Below are 18,246 nucleotides of genomic sequence, written 5' to 3'. Positions count from 1 at the left end.
TACAGCCGATTCCGCTTGACCTTTGGGCCTGCACTCTATTGAACCCTGCGGGTGTCTTTCACTGCTCAAGGTGGCTGTCCCAGATGGACGATCAGAACAAGAATCTCATCCTTGCAACCGCGCTCAGCTTTCTCGTGATCCTGGTCTGGTTCGTGTTGTTCCCTCCGCCGGAACCCACGCCCGGAACGGAACAGACCGAGATCGCCGCAACCGAAGGGTCCGAGATTCAAACGCCCAGCGCAAGCGGCACCGGAACGGTTGGCGAGGCAACCGCGACCGCGGAAGAGGCTCAGCCCGAAGAGCAAGCGCCGCGCGTTGCGATTGATACGCCCCGCCTGAAAGGCAGCCTGTCGCTGTCGGGCGGCCGCATTGATGAGCTTTTCCTGAAGGACTACAAAGTCTCGCTTGAGGAAGACGCACCGATCGTCGAACTTCTGGCCCCCGTCGGGTCGGATTCGGCCTACTACGCCCTCTATGGCTGGGCGCCCGGTTCCGGTGTGAGCGGCACGGACGTTCCCGGCCCCAACACCCTTTGGACCCTTGAGCAGGGCGAGACATTGGGCGTAGACACCCCCATCACACTGGCGTGGGACAACGGAAACGGCCTGACCTTCCGCCGCACGGTCTCGGTGGACGAAAACTACATGTTCTCGGTGACCCAGTCGGTCGAAAACGCCACTGGCGCCGAGGTCAGCATGGCCCCGTACGGTATTCTGGCCCGCCATGGCATCGGCGAAGACGGCGATCTGCCGGGCCTCAAGAACTTCTTCATTCTGCATGAAGGCGTGATCGGCATGGCCGACGGAACTTTGACCGAGGTCGACTATGGCGATGTCCGCGACTTCGATATCGACCCGAACGAACGCGCGCAGGCCGAGGTCTATCAGGTCAAAGAGGACGGCTGGATCGGGTTCACCGATCACTACTGGATGACAACACTGATCCCCGAGCCCGGATCTGCCTTCAAAGCGGCCGCAAAATATGACTCGCGCCGCAAAATCTATCAGACCGAAACCGTGCTTCCGACCCTGACCGTGGCTCCGGGTGCAACGGAAGAGGTCAGCACCCGTCTGTTCGCGGGCGCGAAGGAATGGGAGGCCATTCGGGAATACCAATCCGAGGGCGTTCAGAAATTCATCGACAGCATCGACTGGGGTTGGTTCTTCTTCCTTACGAAACCGATTTTCTGGCTGCTGCACAACATCAACCTCCTGATCGGCAACATGGGGTGGTCCATTATCGGCCTGACGCTGATTATCAAGGCGATCCTGTTCCCACTGGCGTTCAAATCCTACGTCTCGATGGCGAAGATGAAGGAACTCCAGCCGCAGATGGAGGCCCTGAAAGAGGCGGCAGGCGACGACCGACAGAAGATGCAGCAGGGTATGATGGAGTTGTACAAGAAGGAAAAGGTAAACCCCGCTGCGGGCTGTTTGCCGATCCTGATGCAGATCCCGATCTTCTTCTCGCTGTACAAGGTGATTTTCGTCACCATCGAACTGCGTCAGGCCCCGTGGTTTGGTCCGTTCCAGGACCTCAGCGCGCCGGACCCGACCTCGATCTACAACTTGTTTGGCTTGCTGCCCTGGGCCGCACCCGCGCCTGAAAGCTTCCTTGCGCTGATCTTTATCGGGATCCTGCCCCTACTGCTGGGTATCTCGATGTGGCTGCAGCAAAAGCTGAACCCGGCACCAACCGATCCGACACAGGCGATGATCTTTGCCTGGATGCCGTGGGTCTTCATGTTCATGCTGGGCGGGTTTGCCAGCGGTCTGGTGGTTTACTGGATTGCCAACAACACCATCACCTTCACCCAGCAGTATCTGATCATGCGCAGCCAAGGGTATAAGCCGGACGTGTTCGGCAACATCAAATCCGGCTTCAAGCGCACGCCGAAAACGGACGGCAAATGAGCGGGCAGGTCTCAGCCCTCTGGCGGCACCCGATCAAGAGCCATGGGCGAGAAGCCCTGACCGAGATCACTGTACTCCCCGGGCAGACCATGCCCGGGGATCGTGTTTGGGCAGTCGCGCATGAAGCTGCCAAGACCGACGGCTCGGAATGGGCACCCTGCGTAAATTTCAGCCGCGGCGCGAAGGCGCCCAAGCTGATGGCAATCTCGGCCGAATCCCACGGCGACAGCGTGACCTTGCGCCACCCTGATCGTCCGGATCTGAGCTTTGCACCTGATACCCAGCAAGACATCTTTCTGGAGTGGGTCAAACCGCTGATGCCTGCGGATCGCGCCGCATCGGCGCGGATCGTGCGTGTGCCCGGTCGGGGCATGACCGACAGTGATTTCCCCTCGATCAGCCTGTGCAACATGGCCAGCCACCGCGCGGTCGAACAGAAGCTGGGTCGTGAGCTGTCGCCTATCCGCTGGCGCGGCAATATCTGGTTCAATGGCCTGCCCCTATGGGAGGAGTTCGATTGGCTCGGGCGTGAAGTTCAGATTGGAAAGGCCGTCTTCCATGTGCGCGAACGGATCACGCGCTGCCTGGCAACCACTGCCAACCCTGACACGGGCGAGCGGGATGCTGACACGCTTGGTGCCCTGAAAAGTTGGGACCATCAGGATTTCGGCGTTTATGCCGAGGTGATCCGAGGCGGTGAAATCCGCATTGACGACAAGGTTCAACTGCTATGAACACCCTGCCCTTCCCTCTTGCCGAAGATCCTGACGAGTTCGCGCTGGAGCGTGGGCGCAAGCTGTTTGCAGGTGAATCCGAGTTCGTCAAAGGCGTCGTCGCGATGAACGGCCTGCCCGCCCCCGACCGGCTTGAGGTCTGTTTTGCCGGACGCTCGAACGTAGGGAAATCCAGCCTGATCAACGCGCTGACTGGCACCAAGGGCCTGGCGCGCGCCTCAAATACACCGGGCCGCACGCAAGAGATCAACTTTTTCACCCAAGGCCCCGAGCTGTATTTGGTGGACCTGCCCGGCTATGGCTACGCCAATGCTCCGGTCAAGGTAGTTGAGAAATGGCAGCGGCTGTTGAAGCAATACCTTAGCGGCCGGCAAACTCTGCGTCGGGCCTTTGTTCTGATTGATGCGCGCCACGGGGTAAAGCCCGTGGATGACGAAATCATGAAGTTGCTGGACACCAGCGCCGTGACTTTTCAATGCGTCATGACCAAGGCCGACAAAGTGAAGGCCAACGACCGCGAGAAAGTGCTGAACCAAGTTCGTACAGCCCTGTCCAAACATCCTGCCGCATACCCTGAGATCGTTCTGACTTCCTCAGACAAAGGGGATGGGGTGCCAACACTCCGCTCGATCATCGCCCATCTGGAATGACCCTGATCCTGCGCGTCTTTGGTGTCCTGACCCTGCTTGCACTGCTCGCGACCAGTGCAATTCCGCAGGGCTGGATGCCCGCGCAAGGCAATGACGGTAAGATCCTACTGGTGCTTTGCACCGGAGAGGGAACGGTCGAGCAATGGGTCGATCTGGACTCGGACGATCCAATCCATGATGAACATGACACGCGCTCCATGTGCCCTTTTGCGGGGTTCACCGCGCAAGCCAATTTGCCCGGGTTTGAGTTGATCATTCCAGCGGATTTCCAATTGCAGCAGCGCTGGGATCATTCCGATTTCACCCATCGCAGTGCAGGGTTTTACGCCCGCTACGATGCGCGGGGACCACCCCGCTTCTCCTGAAACAGCGAAACCTTGTTTTGACCCTGCGCGGACCTGCGCGCGAGGGATGTCTGTATATGGAGACTTCAAATGGCAATGGACAGCCAAACTTCGGGCACAGCCCCGATGCAGAATACAGCTGCGCAAAAATTCTACTTCGCCGCGTGGCGGTGGCATTTCTACGCCGGGATTTTCGTGATCCCGTTTCTAATCATCCTCGCCGTCACCGGTTTGATGATGATGTTTATCACTCAGTTTGACGGGCGCGATGGCGAGAAGATCGCCGTCACGGTCGAAGGCAAGGCCCTGCCCGTCTCGCAACAGGCCGAGGTCGCTTTGGCCGAGGTTCCCGGGCAGGTCATCGAATGGATCGGCCCCAAGGCCGAGGATCTGGCCACCGTCTTCCGCATCAAAACCGATGCAGGCCAACTTTTGGTCGCGGTTGACCCTTACGCTGGTCAGGTTCTGGAAATCTGGGATCGCCGTGCTGGGTGGTATGATCTGGCGGACAATATCCACTCGACCCTTCTGATCGGCACCACTGGCGACCGCATCCTTGAAATCGCGGCAGGATTGAGCCTCGTTCTGGTGTTCACCGGCCTCTATCTATGGTTGCCGCGCGGCAATGCGATGACGGGTTTTGTGCCTAATCTTAAGGCGCGAGGGCGTGCGTTTTGGAAGTCCCTGCACGCAGTGGTCGGCTTCTGGATGTCGCTATTGCTGATCGTCTTCCTTGTCTCGGGCCTGTCCTGGGCCGGGGTCTGGGGCGGTATGATCGTTCAACCCTGGAGCAGCTTCCCAGCCGAGAAATGGGACAACGTTCCCTTGTCGGATGAAACCCATGCCAGCATGAACCACGGTCATCAGAACGACGTGCCGTGGGCGCTTGAGCAAACGCCCATGCCTTCCTCCGGCTCTGACGCGGGCATTGAGGGCGTGCCAGAGGGCACTTTAGTCGATATCGACGCGCTAGTCGCTTTGGGGACGGCATTGGAGATGAGCGGACGATTCCGAGTGGCCTATCCGGGCGGCAAAGATGGCGTCTGGACGCTCAACCGCGACAGCATGAGCAGCGACTCGACCGATCCCGTGAACGACCGAACTGTCCATGTCGACCAATACACCGGCAAAATCCTGGCCGATGTACGGTATACGGACTATTCGCTGATGGGCAAATCCATGGCCGTTGGGATCCCATTCCATATGGGGTTGATGGGCACGTGGAACTTCATTCTCAACGTGGTGTTCTGCCTATCGGTGATCTTCGTCTGCGTCTCGGGCGTGGTGATGTGGGTCAAGCGCCGCCCGCAAAAGGCGCGTCGTCTGGCGGCTCCACCGATGCCTGCGGAATTGCCGCTGTGGAAAGGCGCGGTCCTGATCGGGCTGTTCACAGCTATGGCTTTCCCGCTGGTAGGGCTGACCCTGTTGGGTGTACTGGCCTTCGACCTGCTGATCCTCAGCAATATTCCCGCGATGAAACGCGCGATGAGCTGATCTGAACAGGGTTCGCGCCAACCCGGCGCGGCTCTCGTATTCTGCATTTGCAGCGGTATGGTCTTGGCAGCCCGGTCCAAACGCCCTAACAGGGTGGATCAGAGGACTGACAGCCATGAAGACACGAGACATGAACCGGGACTGGATCGCCACCGCTGCAACCCTTAACAGCGCTTTGCCCTATTTGCAGCGCTACGATGGCGCGATTGTCGTCATCAAGCTGGGTGGCCACGCCATGGGCAGCGACGAGGCGATGGACAGCTTTGCCCGCGACGTGGTGCTGATGCGGCAGGTCGGTGTGAACCCGGTGATCGTGCATGGCGGCGGACCGATGATCAACGCGATGCTCAAACAGCTGGACATCCAGTCCGAGTTTGTGGGCGGCAAGCGCGTCACCGACAAAGCGACGGTCGAAGTGGTCGAGATGGTCCTGTCCGGCCTCGTGAACAAGCGGATCGTGCAGGCGATCAACCGTCAGGGCGGCACCGCTGTGGGCCTGTCGGGAAAGGACGCCAACCTGATGACCTGCGAACAGACCGATCCTTCGCTGGGCTTTGTAGGGTCTCCGTCGAAGATGGACCCCAAGGTCCTGCACGACCTGTTCTCGCATGACGTGATCCCGGTCATCGCGCCTCTAGGCGCGGGCACCGAGGGAGAGACCTTTAACGTCAACGGCGACACCGCTGCGGGGGCTATCGCCTCGGCACTGAAAGCGGATCGCCTGCTGCTGCTGACGGACGTCTCGGGCGTCAAGAACGCTGCTGGCGACGTCGTGACCGAGCTGAAGGCCGGTCAGATTCGCGAAATGACTCTGGAAGGCACCATTGCCGGTGGTATGATCCCCAAGACCGAAACCGCGCTTGATGCGCTGCATAGTGGAGTGCGCGCGGTGGTTATTCTGGACGGGCGCGCGCCCAACGCGGTCCTGCTGGAGCTGTTCACCGAACACGGCGCCGGGTCGCTGATACGCCCCGACTAATACCAAACCGGAGGAGATATGACCCAACAGCCCGCCTCCTCTCACCACAGCTATGACCGTGTTGAACACGCAGCCCAGCGGGTTGGGCTGATCGTCATGGGCGCGCTGCACCCGCGTCAGGTTCAAGCGAAACAACTGGATGGCGGAACGCTGATCCTTTTGGGCACAGGGCCCGAGTTCTGGCCCCAGTTGAAAGCCGCGCCGGAATGGCAGGACAAGGACCCGGTAGATCGTTTGTCACTCCGTGTGGTTGGGCAATTGGCACAGGAATTGGGCGCCGAGGCGCATTTTCCCTTCGGCGGCCCTCCCTACGCGCCGTTCATCGACTGGGCATTGAAATCAGGGCGGACCTTCAGCAGCCCTGTGGGCGCGCTGGTGCATGATCAGATGGGCATGATGATCTCGTTGCGCGGCGCGCTTCATTTCGCCGATGAATTCCCAATACCCCTGGCAACCGCCCCTTCGCCATGCACCTCATGCGCAGCGCCTTGCACACATACCTGCCCTGTGGGCGCGCTGAATGATCAGAGCTTCTACAATGTCGAGGCCTGCCACAACCACCTCGCCACGCCCGAAGGGCAGATCTGCATGACCGGAGGGTGCCTCGCGCGCCTCTCCTGCCCTGTCAGCGCCCGCGCAGGCCGAGACCCGGACCAATCCGCACATCATATGAGGGCCTTTCATCCGTCATGACACACACCCTGATCCTGACCCGCCATGCCAAGTCCAGCTGGGATGAACCCAACCTCAGTGATCATGAGCGACCACTGAACAAACGTGGGCGAGCGTCAGCCCCAGCGATTGGATCTTGGCTCAAGAATAACGGCTGGGTTCCGGATGAGCTTCTGAGCTCGAACTCTGCCCGCACGCGTGAGACTTGGGACCATATGGGTCTGAATGCTGAAAACGCCTACTACGCCTATGACCTCTATCTGGCGGGGCCTGATGCGATGCTGGCTGAGTTGAAGACGGCAACAGGCCGAACTGTGATGATGCTGGGCCACAATCCCGGGATTGCCCAGTTCGCGGCTCAGCTTGTCGAAACCGCGCCCGAGCACGCTCGGTTCCACGACTACCCGACCTGCGCCACAACGGTGATCCAGTTTGAGATCGACAAGTGGTCCGACATCCAGAAGCAAAGCGGCAAGGTCTTGGGCTTCGCGATCCCGCGCGAGCTTCTGAAATGAAAAAAGGCGGGGCAAAACCCCGCCTTTTCCTTTGATGTAATCTCGATCAGTGCCCGAGGATCTGGCTGAGGAACAGCTTGGTGCGTTCGCTCTTCGGGTTGTTGAAGAACTCTTCCGGTTCGTTCTGTTCCACGATCTGGCCGGCATCCATGAAGATCACGCGGTTGGCGACCTGACGAGCAAAGCCCATCTCGTGGGTCACACAGAGCATGGTCATACCTTCTTCGGCCAGCTCAATCATGGTGTCGAGCACCTCTTTGATCATCTCCGGGTCAAGCGCCGATGTCGGCTCATCGAACAGCATAATCCGCGGCATCATGCAAAGCGATCGGGCAATCGCCACACGCTGCTGCTGACCACCGGACAGCTGCCCGGGATACTTCAGCGCCTGATCGGGGATCTTCACCTTTTCAAGGAAATGCATCGCGCGCTCTTCAGCCTCTTTCTTGGGCGTCTTGCGCACCCAGATCGGGGCCAGCGTGCAGTTCTCCAGAATGGTCAGATGCGGGAACAGGTTGAAGTGCTGGAACACCATGCCAACCTCGGACCGAATCTTGTCGATGTTTTTCAAGTCATTGGACAGTTCGATACCGTCCACCACGATCTTGCCCTGCTGGTGTTCTTCCAGCGCGTTCAGGCAGCGGATCAGGGTGGATTTGCCCGAGCCGGACGGGCCCGCGATAACAATCCGCTCGCCTTGGTTGACGGTCAGATTGATGTCACGCAGCACGTGGAACGAGCCGTACCACTTGTTCATTCCGCTAATGTCGATGGCGACCTCGTCGCTCACCTGCATCTTCGAGCGGTCGATTTCGCGGTCAATTGCAAGTTCAGACATGTGTTGAACTCCTTAGTGATGATCGGTGGCAAGGCGACGCTCGAGCCACTGAGAATATTGAGAGATGCCGTAGCAGACGACGAAGAACAGAAGCGCGGCAAAGCCCAGAAGCTCCCAATAGACGCCGTTCCATTCGGTTGACGCCAGGATGGGGCCTCGGATCATGCCCACCAGATCGAACATCGAAATGACCGAAACCAGTGTGGTGTCCTTGAACAGGCCAACGGCCACGTTCACGATACCAGGGATCGAGATCTTCAGAGCCTGCGGCAGGATGATCAGACGCATCGCCTGCGGGTAATCCAGACCAAGGCTGTCTGCTGCTTCATACTGTCCACGTGGAAGCGCTGCCAGACCGCCGCGGATCACCTCGGCGATATAGGCGGCTGAGAACATGGTGATCATGATCACAACGCGCAGGAACAGGTCGACCGTGCTGTCAGGCGGGAAGAAGTAGGCCAGCATCACCGAAGCCACAAACAGCAGCGTGATCAGAGGCACGCCACGGATGAATTCGATGAAGATGACGCTCACCCATTTGATCAGCGGCATGTCGGACTGGCGGCCCAGTGCCAGGGCAATGCCCAGCGGAACCGACAGCGACACACAAGTGACACCCAGCATCATGTTCAGCATGAAGCCACCAAGATCACGGCTGGGAACAGCTGTAAGCATCGCGTCTTCAGAAGCACCTTCCGGTATCAGCGCTCCGCCAACATTCCAAACGACAAGCGCCACAACGATGGCCCCGAAGAAGCCGGCCGCAAAGCTGTTCTTGCCGAATTTCTGGAAAACGGCGCCGCCCGCGACGCAACCCAGCAGAGCCACAAGCGGGACCAGAATGGTGCCACCCCAGATCAGCCAGAACGCAATGAACGGGTAGAGCGCCGTGAAGATCAGCATTTTGCGCGGCAAGTCGAAGAACAGCACCGGCGCAAAGGCCACCAGCATCAGCACAAAGGCCAGGTTGGGGCGCCAGTACGCGTCAACCGGGTATTTGAAGCCGTAGATCAGCTGAGGCCAGCGTTCGGTCAGAACCGCGAAACACGCGCCTGTCTTGCCACCCAGAATCTCTCGACACTCTGCCAGCGAGTTCGCATTCCACACCCCGTTCAGAATCCACGGCAACGTGTTCTTCAGAAGGATGTAGATCAGGATCAGCGACAGAACCGTCAGGATGGTGTTGGCAACGCCAGAGAACAGGTTCTCACGCAGCCATTTGACCACGCCCGTCTCATTCGCCGGGGGCGGAGAGGGAGGGATGGTACCTTCGGCCACGAAAGCGATCGGATTGGTTGTTTGATCGGCCATGGCTCAGCGCTCCTTCAACTTGACGGATGCGTTGTAGACGTTCATCACCATCGAGATTACCAGCGAGGCGGTGAGGTAGAACAGCATCAAGAGCAGAACACATTCGATCGCACGACCGGTCTGGTTCAGGGTGATACCGCCCAGCGTCGCGGTGATATCCGCGTAGCCCACGGCAATCGCCAGAGACGAGTTTTTGGTGATGTTGAGATACTGCGAAATCAGCGGCGGTATAATCACCCGCAGCGCTTGCGGCAGAATGACCAGATTCATGATCCGACCCTGACGCAGACCCAGAGCGGCCGCAGCCTCGGTCTGACCTTTTGAGATCGCCTGAATACCGGCCCGCACGTTTTCCGCGATGAAGGCCCCAGTGTAGATCGACAAAGCGAACCACAAAGCGATCAGAGGACCACCAACCTTGATACCTCCGCTGAAGTTAAAGCCCTTCAGCGCGGGAATGTCCCAAGTCAGGCCCATCAGAACCATCAGCAACGCAAACGGCACCAGCCAGACGCCCAGCTTCACCAGCAGCGTTCTGGGGCGTTCACCGGTCTCTTCCTGCTTCTTGGTCGCCCGCTTTTCGATCTCGCGCGAGGCGAACCATGATCCGACCAGACCGGCAATCACCAGCAGCCAGTTCAGAATGGTTGCACTGAACAGGCCATGCGCGAATTCCGGACGGGGGATATAGACCCCACGGTTGGTGAAGGCGAAGGCATCAAACAGCATGCTCGACGTCGGGTTGTCACCGCGGAACGCCCGCGGCCCCGGCAGAACGGCCGTCATGATCGTGAAGATGATGATGATCCAGATCAGAACCGGAATGTTGCGGAAGATCTCGACATAGACCGCCATCAGCTTTGAGACGAGCCAGTTGTTTGAGAGCCGCAGAACCCCGGCGATCACTCCGAATATCGTTGCGGTGATACAGGCCAGAAACGCCACGAGAAGCGTGTTCAAAAGCCCCACAACCGCAGCCCGCCCATGCGAGGACTGGCTGTCATATTCGATCAGACGCTGGTTGATGTCGTACCCGGCGGAATCGCCGAGGAACGTGTAGGATATGTTCAGGCCGGCGGCCCGAAGGTTCTGGATCAGGTTGTTGCCCAGATACCAAATGGATAGCGCAATAGCGATAGCCGCGATCACCTGAAAGGTCAGCGATCTGTAGCGGGTATCGTTTATGAGCATCGACAGCCGAAAATCAGCTTTCGGCGGGTCAGTCATAGTCGACATATTTTGGAATCCCCGTAGCTAGCGGACTTTGTTTTTATGGCGAGGTTGTCCCCGCTCTGTGTCCGTTCGCGTAAGCTTTAGTGAAAAAGGGCGCAGGATGTCCTGCGCCCTTTTCCGTGGATGTCTTAGCGGAAAGGCGGCGAGTACAGCAGGCCGCCTTCGGTCCACTGAGCGTTCAGGCCGCGTGCCAGACCGATCGGAGTTTCTTCACCGATGTTCTTGGCAAACACTTCACCGTAGTTGCCGTCCGCCTTGATGGCGCGCATGGCCCACTGTGCGTCCAGACCCAGCATCTCGCCCAGGGTACCTTCGGTGCCCAGCAGACGGTTGACTTCCGGGTTGTCGGTGCCAGCTGCCAGCTCGTCGATGTTCGCCGAGGTCACGCCCAGCTCTTCAGCCGAAACCAGAGCGTTCAGGGTCCAGCGGACAACATCGCCCCACTCGTGATCGCCGTGACGGACCAGCGGGCCCAGCGGCTCTTTCGAGATGATTTCGGGCAGGAGGACGTGGTCACCAGGGTTTTCGAACGTGGCGCGGGTTGCGGCCAGGCCCGAAGCGTCGGTGGTGTAAACGTCACATGCGCCAGCCAGGTACTGCTGCTGCGCTTCGGCGTTGGTTTCGATCGGAACCGGCTCGTAGCTGATGTTGTTGGCACGGAAGAAATCGGCCAGGTTCAGCTCGGTGGTGGTGCCGGTCTGGATGCAGACAGTTGCGCCGTCCAGTTCCTTGGCGGAGCTTACGCCCAGTGCCTTGGGAACCATGAAGCCCTGACCGTCATAATAGTTCACGCCGGTGAATTCGAACTTCAGGTCGACGTCGCGGCTGAAGGTCCATGTGGTGTTACGGGCCAGCATGTCGATCTCGCCCGAGGCCAGAGCGGTGAAGCGCGTCTTGCCGGTGGTCGGAACGAATTCAACTGCGTTTGCGTCACCCAGAACAGCGGCGGCAACGGCACGGCACAGCGATACGTCGAAGCCTTTCCATTCGCCATTCGCGTCAGGTGCAGCGAAGCCAACCAGACCGGTGGTCACACCACAGTTCAGAGTGCCGCGCGCCTTGACGTCGTCTACAGTTCCCGCCGCGGCAGCACCTGCAGCCAGACCGGCCACTGTTGCCGCGCCCAAGATTACGGATTTTTTCATTTTTACCTCTTCCTGATTTTCCGCCCCGGTATGGGCGGCTCTGCCCGGCATAGTGGATGCCGGAAAGGTTACCCCAAAGGTGTCTCCCCTTTAGTGGGCTTGAGTTTGGTCGCATTCATAAACAAACGTCAAGGGTCGGATCAGGGAAAACGATGGGTCTCCGCCTCTGGATTAGGCAGATGCGTAAAAAAACCAACGTTGGAAGGATCAAACAGAGAGATCGAAGAAGGTCTTGGCGTGCAAAAACGCGGCTTTCTTTGTTTCCGCCACGGCGTGGGCTTCGTCATCATGGCCCCATTGTTCGATCTGCCAGGCCTCATCAAGTCGCGAAATGCGCCATATCTCGTCCGGTTCGCGCCAGTCCTGCGCCGCGGCAAATCCCAGAATCAACGAACCAGACAAGCTGACCAGATCGTGGAAGGCCGCCAACTGAAACGCATCCAGCGCATGGACCTGCTGACGCAGCTGCGCCAAAGCCTCAGCTGATTGGGGCTGATGCAGGACGCCCGCCACGGGAATCAGACGTGCCTGTAGTGTCTCGGCAGCCCAGTCCAACGCGGGATCCCAGTCTGCGGCCTGACGCTCCTGCAGTTCCTGAGGATGGGTGGCGCGATAGCACAGCAGATCGGAGTCACCATAGTCCGCCAGCATATCCGCTACTTCGCCGTGCTGGATGCGCACCTTGTCGATCGCCGCATTGGCCGAGCGGGTAAAGGGCATGGTGGTCGGGTCCACCTCTTTGTCTTGTGCATCCCATTCAGCGGCAACGGCTTCAGCCATCGCTTTGGTCGGCAGAATCAATGCGGCCTTGGCCGGCGTTTTGACCCGGCGGCCATCCAGCTCGACCGTATAGCCGTCCTCGGCCTCGACCGTGATGCTGTTTGTCCAAAAGCGTTTCGGTTTCCAGTCGCTCATGTCTTCACTTCCAAAGAGTGGCCAGCGTATCCGGCAGCTGGTCGAATGTTTCAATCACACAAGAGGCCGCACTTAGCGCAGCAGTGTCATGGTACCCCCACGACACCCCGATCCCGGTCACGCCAGCAGCAGCGGCCATATCCATGTCAAAGCTGGTATCCCCGATCATGACCGCGTGCGCGGCCTCAACACCGGTTTCCGCCAGCGCAGTCTGAACCATCGACGGATGAGGTTTTGACGGGTGATGATCCGCCACCTGCCGGGTCACGAAATAGCGCTCCAACCCATGCGCTTCGACCAGCGCATCCAGACCGCGTTGCGATTTGCCCGTGGCGACGCCAAGCAAAATCTCTGGCACTGCATGCAGGGCTTCAATCGCGTCGCGCGCGCCGGGATAAAGGGGGGAACTCGCGGCGCCGAGATCTAGCCGGTATGCGTGATAGGCCCGTTTGTACCCTTCAACCAATTGCGCTTGAACCGTCGTCGACTGCTGTGGCACAAGCTGTGCAATGGCCAAAGGCAACGACAGACCGACAATCGAAAGAATGGCCTCGCGGCTTGGCACCTCGACCGAGGCGGCCTGAAAACTGGCCGTCATCGAATGAACGATACTGCCCTGACTGTCGACCAGCGTGCCATCGACATCGAACAGGACCAAACGCAGGGGTGCGCTCATTGCAGCTCCTCGAAGGGGTCGTCGGCGGCAAGGTCTTCGGTCCAGCCAAACGTCTCCCAGCTGTGCTTCATGTGCTCGGGCAGCGGGGCTTCGACCGTGATCGGCTTGTGGGTCATCGGGTGCTGGAAAGACAAGCGCCGTGCGTGCAGGTGCAGCTTTTTACTGATGATCCCGCCCAATTGCGCACCCCAGCCATCGCCAAGGTTTTCCTGACCCGAGCCACCATATTTGCCGTCACCAATGATCGGATGCCCGATCGCGGCCATATGCGCGCGCAGCTGATGGGTACGGCCCGTAATCGGTTCCATCGCGACCCAAGCGGCTCGGCCCGCGACACGATAGAGCGTCGCGTAATGGGTATGTGCCCGCTTCGCCCCCGGCGTGCTATCGATGTCACCCATATGGACGGGGATCATCTTCTCACCTTCGCCCTGTTTTCCATGACCAGAGGCCTTGACCAGACCGGTCTTGATCTCGCCGAGATAGGGCGTCGGCACACCGGCGACCAGCGCCCAATAAATTTTGCGTGTATCGCGGTGGCGGAAGGCAGCAGTCAGCCCCTTGGCGGCCTCTCGCGTGCGGGCCAGCAGCAGAACGCCCGAGGTGTCCTTATCCAGCCGATGGACCAGCCGCGGGTTCTCATCATAGCCAAAGCGTAGAGCCTCAGACAAGCTGTCGACGTGGCGGGTCTGGCCGCTGCCGCCTTGCACCGCAAGGCCGTGCGGTTTGTTCAGCGCGAGGATATGATCGTCGCGATAGATCACGCAGGACTGGATCATCTTCGCATCCGCGTCGGACACGCCGCGCTTCACCTCAGCCGGTTTGTGATCGGCATCCGGCAGAGGCGGAACACGGACGACCTGCCCGACCTCCAGCCGGGTCGAGGCCTTGGCGCGGCTGCCATCTACGCGCAGCTCACCCTTGCGGCACATCTTTTCGATCCGCCCCTGGCTGACATGAGGAAACAGGCGGCGCAGCCAGCGATCCACACGCTGATCTCCGTCACCTTCTGCGACCGTAATCATCTGCACGCCACTCATGCCATCGCCCCTTGTCCCGCACGGCCGATCCGCCCGGAGTATCCTGTTGCCACTGCCTTAGAAAACATGCGCGTCTGTGGCCTGCAACGGGTCGAGAGTCAAGCAATCGTAGGCGTTTCAGATGTTCAAGAAATCCCATGTCGCCCGGCCCCGTCTCGAAACCGCCCTGCGCCTGCGGTACCCTCCCGCCGGATCGCTTCCAGACCGTTGGCCCATTCAACCTTTAGCCCATCACGCACTGACATCCCACGCGTTTCGATGATCGAGCGTCGGTCGGCCCGCACAGCCTCCTGCGGGAAACGGGCGATGTCGTAGGCCATAGCCTCGGCAGCGGCCCGCGCTTCTCCATGCGGCACGAGTTTCTCTGCCAACCCGATCTGATAGCACTCTTCAGCCTCAACCTTGCGCCCGGTCAGAGCGATCTCAAGCGCTTTGCCCTGCCCAACCAAGCGCGGCAAGCGAACTGTGCCGCCGTCCATCAGGGTTATTCCCCAACGACGACAAAACACCCCAAGGTAAGCCGTCTCAGCCATCACCCGTATGTCGCACCACAAGGCCAACTCCATCCCGCCGGCGACGGCAGCACCGTCGATGGCTCCGATGACTGGCTTTGACAATTCCAGCCGAGATGGCCCCATTGGCCCGAGCATCGAGGTGGCGGATCCGATAGGAAAACTGTGTTTCTCGTAGTAGGCCTCACCCAATTCAGGGTCAGCCAGACTGGCGGCCAACTTTAGGTCCCACCCGGCACAGAAATTGCCCCCCTTTCCCCAGAAAACGGCAACCTTTGCGGGGCCGTGTTCGAACTCGAGAAACGCATCCACCAGAGCCTTCGCGTGATCCGGGTCAACAGCGTTCCGCGCCTCGGGCCGGTCATGGATGATGGTCCAAACGTCTTCGGTTTTGTCTATGGAAACGGGCATGACATGTCCTCCCTCATGGTCATTGACCCAAGGGAAGCCGGACGGGCGCCTCCTGTCGCCTGTGACGCCACGGCAGCACGAAATTGACCCTGCGTTACCCGCTGTTGCGCTGCGTACGCAGCTTGGCGAAATAGTCCAGCCGCTTCTTCAACTCTCGCTCGAACCCACGTTCGACCGGTCGATACAGCACAGGCCGCTTCATCGTCTCGGGGAAGTAGTTCTGACCCGAGAACCCATCTTCTGCATCGTGGTCATAGGCGTAACCGTCGCCGTAGCCCTGATCCTTCATCAACGACGTGGGCGCGTTCAGGATGTGCTTGGGCGGTGGCTCACTGCCAGATTGTTTGGCCAGGCGCATCGCGGCCTTGTAGCCCACATATGCCCCGTTCGATTTCGGGGCCAGCGCCAGATAGACCAGTGCCTGCGCCAGCGCCAGCTCTCCCTCAGGAGAGCCGAGCCGTTCGTAGGTTTCCCACGATTGCAAACAAATCGCCTGCGCCTGAGGGTCGGCCAGACCGATATCCTCAACCGCCATGCGGGTAATGCGACGGGCCAGATAGCGCGGGTCCTCGCCCCCGGTCAGCATCCGTGCAAACCAGTAGAGCGCTGCGTCCGGGTCCGAACCGCGCACCGATTTGTGCAAGGCCGAGATCAGGTTATAGTGCTCATCGCCGGATTTGTCGTATTTCGCCGCGCGCCGCATCAGACGCGTCGACAGCGCATCCGGGTCCAGCGGCGCGTCAACCTTCCAAGCGGCGACCTGTTCGATGAGGTTCAGCAAAGCTCGCCCGTCGCCATCTGCCATCTCGTGTAGCGCATTACGTGCGGCAGGCGTGAGGGAAAGCGCTTTGCCCAGTTCTTTTTCGGCCCGCTGGGTCAGACGTTCCAGATCTGCAAGGCTCAAACGCTCCAGTACCAGAACCTGCGATCGGCTCAAAACCGCGGCGTTCAACTCGAACGAGGGGTTTTCCGTTGTCGCCCCGACCAGCAGGATGGTGCCGTCCTCCATATGGGGCAGAAACCCGTCCTGCTGCGCTTTGTTGAAGCGGTGGATCTCATCCACGAACAGCAACGTCCCCTGCCCGTTCTGACGCCGGATCTTTGCCGCTTCGAATACCTTTTTCAGATCCGGCACACCCGTAAAAATGGCGCTGATCTGAACGAAGTGCAGATCGGTTTCCTGCGCCAGCAACCGCGCGATGGTCGTTTTACCTACGCCCGGAGGCCCCCAGAAAATCAGACTGGACAGGCTGCCCGAGGCCAGCATGACCCCCAATGGCGCGTCGGGGCCAAGAACCTGCTCTTGCCCGATCACCTCGGCCAGCGTTTGCGGGCGCAGGCGGTCTGCCAAAGGGCGGTGCGGGTTCGCGGCAGGCTCGGCCGCCCCGGTGTCGAAAAGATCGCTCATGCGCTACAGCCGGAATCGCAGGGACAGGCTGCGGCCGCCACGTTGGATCAGCATGTTGATCCTGCGCCCCGGATCGGTCAGCGCGCGCACCACGTCGTTGGGACGCGCGATGTCTGCGCCATTGATCGCCTCCAGAACATCGCCTGCACGCAGACCCGCACGGGCGCCATATGGGCCGGGGTTAACAACAACAACGCCGGACTGGGACAGTTTAAGCCCCAGATCAATGATCACAGCCGGGTTGACGCCCGAGACGGTCAGTTCGGGCAGTACAGTGCTTTCATCCAAGGTCGTCTTTTCGGCATCTGGCGTATCCGGCGCGCGGATCAGCGCCACTTCAACGTCGTCGCTTTCCTCACCGCGCAGCCGAGTCAGAATGGATGTGCCTCCGACCCCAGCCACGGACATGCGGAATTTCATTTCAGCCGGAGAGTTCACCTCATCCCCGTCCACATGAGTAACCACATCGCCAACCCGCAATCCGGCCTCAGCCAGAGGGCTGAGGTCGTGCAAATCCGAGATCACCACGCCCATAGGGATCACCAGACCCAGAGACTCGGCGATATCAGCGCTCATGTGCTGGCCGCTCATGCCCGCCCATGGGCTGACAAACGTGTCATTGCCATCTTGCGCCTGCCGCAGGAACTCGGCCACCAGATTGGCGGGAATGGCGAAACCGATCCCGTTCGAGCCACCAGACCGCGTCAGAATGGAGGTGTTGATCCCGATTAGATCGCCGTTCACGTCAATCAGGGCCCCGCCCGAGTTGCCCGGATTGATCGCCGCATCGGTCTGAAGAAAATAGCCGCGCGCATTCCCGGTCGCGGTGCCGGTGCGCGCCAATCCCGAAATAATGCCCGAGGATACCGTCTGCCCGATCCCGAACGGGTTACCGATCGCCAAGGCCAATTCACCCACCTCAACATGATCCGAATCGCGCATATTCAGGAAGGGCAGGTCCTGAGCCTCTTCCAGCCGCAGGATCGCGATATCGCTTTCCTCGTGGCCCAAAACCACCTCGGCGGTGAATTCGCGCCGGTCGGTTGTGACCACACGGATTTCAGTGGCCGAGCCAACCACGTGGTAATTCGACACCACATAGCCATCCTCGGACAGGATAACCCCCGACCCGAGCGAGTTCTGGACCCTCTGCTGTGGTTCGCCAAATCCGCGGCCGAAGAAGTCCTGAAAGAACGGGTCCGAGAATAACGGGCGCGAGCGCCCCTGCCGCACGATCTTGGCATAGATATTCACAACCGCAGGCGCGGCCTCTTTCACCACGGGGGCAAAACCAAGCGAGATTTCGGCTTGGGATTGAGGGACGCGCGTCTCGGCATGGGCGAACGATGCCATGGCAACCGAAACAGCGATGAAAATCCAGCGACGCATGAGGAACCTCAATCCAGTAAAGCCCTCTGGATATGCGCCGAGCGGATCGTCAATGCAAGAAGGCCAG

At 59.8% G+C, this 18,246-nt stretch carries 18 protein-coding genes; 8 read left to right on the top strand and 10 right to left on the bottom strand.

Annotated elements, in window-relative coordinates:
• Positions 1-83 precede the first annotated feature (83 nt).
• The 8 genes from yidC (at position 84) to ACR3FB_RS00670 (ending at position 7,301) form a co-directional block, all read left to right on the top strand.
• Positions 84-1,913 carry a membrane protein insertase YidC gene (gene yidC / locus ACR3FB_RS00705; RefSeq protein ID WP_170375940.1) on the top strand — a complete coding sequence of 610 codons (1,830 nt, stop codon included), beginning with the start codon at positions 84-86 and terminating at the stop codon, positions 1,911-1,913.
• Positions 1,910-2,647, top strand: a complete 738-nt coding sequence (locus tag ACR3FB_RS00700; protein WP_480563346.1) for an MOSC domain-containing protein — start codon at positions 1,910-1,912, stop codon at positions 2,645-2,647. Before yidC ends, ACR3FB_RS00700 begins: the two co-directional genes overlap by 4 nt.
• Entirely contained in the window at positions 2,644-3,297 is a 654-nt protein-coding gene (gene yihA, locus ACR3FB_RS00695) for a ribosome biogenesis GTP-binding protein YihA/YsxC (RefSeq protein WP_480563344.1), read from the top strand. The genes ACR3FB_RS00700 and yihA overlap by 4 nt, the downstream gene beginning before the upstream one ends.
• Positions 3,294-3,662: a DUF2946 domain-containing protein gene (locus tag ACR3FB_RS00690; RefSeq protein WP_480563342.1), complete on the top strand. Its 369-nt coding sequence runs from the start codon at positions 3,294-3,296 to the stop codon at positions 3,660-3,662. The genes yihA and ACR3FB_RS00690 overlap by 4 nt, the downstream gene beginning before the upstream one ends.
• 69 nt (positions 3,663-3,731) lie before the next feature.
• The gene (locus ACR3FB_RS00685) at positions 3,732-5,135 is read left to right on the top strand and encodes a PepSY-associated TM helix domain-containing protein (RefSeq protein ID WP_480563340.1); all 1,404 of its coding nucleotides are present in this window, start codon (positions 3,732-3,734) and stop codon (positions 5,133-5,135) included.
• Between the two features lie 115 nt (positions 5,136-5,250).
• Positions 5,251-6,114 (top strand): acetylglutamate kinase, encoded by an 864-nt coding sequence (argB, locus tag ACR3FB_RS00680; protein WP_170375950.1) that lies wholly within the window; start codon positions 5,251-5,253, stop codon positions 6,112-6,114.
• A gap of 18 nt (positions 6,115-6,132) precedes the next feature.
• The gene (locus tag ACR3FB_RS00675; RefSeq protein WP_480563339.1) at positions 6,133-6,807 is read left to right on the top strand and encodes a ferredoxin; all 675 of its coding nucleotides are present in this window, start codon (positions 6,133-6,135) and stop codon (positions 6,805-6,807) included.
• Positions 6,804-7,301 (top strand): SixA phosphatase family protein, encoded by a 498-nt coding sequence (locus ACR3FB_RS00670; protein WP_480563337.1) that lies wholly within the window; start codon positions 6,804-6,806, stop codon positions 7,299-7,301. Before ACR3FB_RS00675 ends, ACR3FB_RS00670 begins: the two co-directional genes overlap by 4 nt.
• Before the next feature lie 46 nt (positions 7,302-7,347).
• Here ACR3FB_RS00670 and ACR3FB_RS00665 read toward each other — a convergent pair whose 3' ends face one another.
• The 10 genes from ACR3FB_RS00665 to ACR3FB_RS00620 form a co-directional block, all read right to left on the bottom strand.
• Positions 7,348-8,139, bottom strand: a complete 792-nt coding sequence (locus ACR3FB_RS00665; protein ID WP_170528808.1) for an amino acid ABC transporter ATP-binding protein — start codon at positions 8,137-8,139, stop codon at positions 7,348-7,350.
• A 12-nt stretch (positions 8,140-8,151) separates the two neighbouring features.
• Positions 8,152-9,450, bottom strand: coding sequence for an amino acid ABC transporter permease (locus ACR3FB_RS00660; RefSeq protein WP_170662995.1), 1,299 nt, complete (start codon positions 9,448-9,450; stop codon positions 8,152-8,154).
• Positions 9,451-9,453: 3 nt separating this feature from the next.
• The gene (locus ACR3FB_RS00655) at positions 9,454-10,686 is read right to left on the bottom strand and encodes an amino acid ABC transporter permease (protein ID WP_170375961.1); all 1,233 of its coding nucleotides are present in this window, start codon (positions 10,684-10,686) and stop codon (positions 9,454-9,456) included.
• A 125-nt stretch (positions 10,687-10,811) separates the two neighbouring features.
• The gene (locus tag ACR3FB_RS00650; RefSeq protein ID WP_170375963.1) at positions 10,812-11,828 is read right to left on the bottom strand and encodes an amino acid ABC transporter substrate-binding protein; all 1,017 of its coding nucleotides are present in this window, start codon (positions 11,826-11,828) and stop codon (positions 10,812-10,814) included.
• A 207-nt stretch (positions 11,829-12,035) separates the two neighbouring features.
• Positions 12,036-12,743, bottom strand: a complete 708-nt coding sequence (locus tag ACR3FB_RS00645) for an ATP12 family chaperone protein (protein ID WP_425083740.1) — start codon at positions 12,741-12,743, stop codon at positions 12,036-12,038.
• Positions 12,744-12,747: 4 nt separating this feature from the next.
• The gene (locus ACR3FB_RS00640; RefSeq protein WP_480563336.1) at positions 12,748-13,419 is read right to left on the bottom strand and encodes an HAD-IA family hydrolase; all 672 of its coding nucleotides are present in this window, start codon (positions 13,417-13,419) and stop codon (positions 12,748-12,750) included.
• A complete protein-coding gene (locus tag ACR3FB_RS00635; RefSeq protein WP_480563334.1) occupies positions 13,416-14,459 on the bottom strand; it encodes an RluA family pseudouridine synthase in 1,044 nt (347 codons plus the stop codon). The genes ACR3FB_RS00640 and ACR3FB_RS00635 overlap by 4 nt, the downstream gene beginning before the upstream one ends.
• 125 nt (positions 14,460-14,584) lie before the next feature.
• The gene (locus ACR3FB_RS00630; protein ID WP_425083743.1) at positions 14,585-15,382 is read right to left on the bottom strand and encodes a crotonase/enoyl-CoA hydratase family protein; all 798 of its coding nucleotides are present in this window, start codon (positions 15,380-15,382) and stop codon (positions 14,585-14,587) included.
• 94 nt (positions 15,383-15,476) lie between these two features.
• Positions 15,477-16,790 carry a replication-associated recombination protein A gene (locus ACR3FB_RS00625; RefSeq protein WP_480563332.1) on the bottom strand — a complete coding sequence of 438 codons (1,314 nt, stop codon included), beginning with the start codon at positions 16,788-16,790 and terminating at the stop codon, positions 15,477-15,479.
• Between the two features lie 3 nt (positions 16,791-16,793).
• Positions 16,794-18,179 (bottom strand): trypsin-like peptidase domain-containing protein, encoded by a 1,386-nt coding sequence (locus tag ACR3FB_RS00620; RefSeq protein WP_480563330.1) that lies wholly within the window; start codon positions 18,177-18,179, stop codon positions 16,794-16,796.
• Between the last annotated feature and the right edge of the window lie 67 nt (positions 18,180-18,246).

The sequence above is a fragment of the Ruegeria sp. AO1 genome (assembly GCF_056535985.1).
The sequence above is the reverse complement of the archived record's forward strand: the minus strand, read 5'-3'. Positions and strand labels throughout refer to the sequence as shown.